General features: G+C 51.0%; 1 rRNA gene. It reads right to left on the bottom strand.

The features are described 5' to 3' along the window. Positions 1-55 precede the first annotated feature (55 nt). A 16S ribosomal RNA gene (locus QOW94_RS10790) occupies positions 56-1,630 on the bottom strand. Positions 1,631-1,688: the final 58 nt, after the last annotated feature.

Genomic DNA, 1,688 nt, shown 5'->3' with positions numbered 1-1,688 from the left:
CTCTCAAAACTAAACAAAACTTTCGACATGTGTAGGTTTCCGTATTATTCCTTAGAAAGGAGGTGATCCAGCCGCAGGTTCTCCTACGGCTACCTTGTTACGACTTCACCCTAATCATCTGTCCCACCTTAGGCGGTTGGCTCCCGAAGGTTACCTCACCGACTTTGGGTGTTACAAACTCTCATGGTGTGACGGGCGGTGTGTACAAGGCCCGGGAACGTATTCACCGTGGCATGCTGATCCACGATTACTAGCGATTCCAACTTCATGCAGGCGAGTTGCAGCCTGCAATCCGAACTGAGAACGGCTTTAAGAGATTAGCTTGACCTCGCGGTTTCGCGACTCGTTGTACCGTCCATTGTAGCACGTGTGTAGCCCAGGTCATAAGGGGCATGATGATTTGACGTCGTCCCCACCTTCCTCCGGTTTGTCACCGGCAGTCTCGCCAGAGTGCCCAACTGAATGCTGGCAACTGACAATAAGGGTTGCGCTCGTTGCGGGACTTAACCCAACATCTCACGACACGAGCTGACGACAACCATGCACCACCTGTCATTCCGTCCCCGAAGGGAACGCCCAATCTCTTGGGTTAGCAGAAGATGTCAAGACCTGGTAAGGTTCTTCGCGTAGCATCGAATTAAACCACATGCTCCACCGCTTGTGCGGGCCCCCGTCAATTCCTTTGAGTTTCAACCTTGCGGTCGTACTCCCCAGGCGGAGTGCTTAATGCGTTAGCTGCAGCACTGAAGGGCGGAAACCCTCCAACACTTAGCACTCATCGTTTACGGCATGGACTACCAGGGTATCTAATCCTGTTCGCTACCCATGCTTTCGAGCCTCAGCGTCAGTTACAGACCAGACAGCCGCCTTCGCCACTGGTGTTCTTCCATATATCTACGCATTTCACCGCTACACATGGAGTTCCACTGTCCTCTTCTGCACTCAAGTCTCCCAGTTTCCGATGCACTTCTCCGGTTAAGCCGAAGGCTTTCACATCAGACTTAAAAGACCGCCTGCGCTCGCTTTACGCCCAATAAATCCGGACAACGCTTGCCACCTACGTATTACCGCGGCTGCTGGCACGTAGTTAGCCGTGGCTTTCTGGTTGAATACCGTCACGATGTAAACAGTTACTCTTACACCCGTTCTTCTTCAACAACAGAGTTTTACGAGCCGAAACCCTTCTTCACTCACGCGGCGTTGCTCCATCAGACTTTCGTCCATTGTGGAAGATTCCCTACTGCTGCCTCCCGTAGGAGTTTGGGCCGTGTCTCAGTCCCAATGTGGCCGATTACCCTCTCAGGTCGGCTACGTATCATTGCCTTGGTGAGCCGTTACCTCACCAACTAGCTAATACGCCGCGGGTCCATCCTCAAGTGGTAGCAAAACCACCTTTCAAACAGAAACCATGCGGTTTCTGTTGTTATACGGTATTAGCACCTGTTTCCAAGTGTTATCCCCTGCTTGAGGGCAGGTTACCCACGTGTTACTCACCAGTTCGCCACTCATTCCAGTGTCAAATCAGCTTCCGTGCAAGCACTTCTACTTCAATGACGAGAATGCGTTCGACTTGCATGTATTAGGCACGCCGCCAGCGTTCGTCCTGAGCCAGGATCAAACTCTCATTTTAAAAATGATAAGCTTGTTAGCTCATGATTATTTGTTTTATTGATTATTTCACGAATTGA

The organism is Lentilactobacillus sp. Marseille-Q4993 (assembly GCF_951230165.1).
In the GTDB taxonomy this organism is placed as follows: Bacteria; Bacillota; Bacilli; order Lactobacillales; family Lactobacillaceae; genus Lentilactobacillus.
This window is presented reverse-complemented; position numbering and strand designations above follow the sequence as displayed.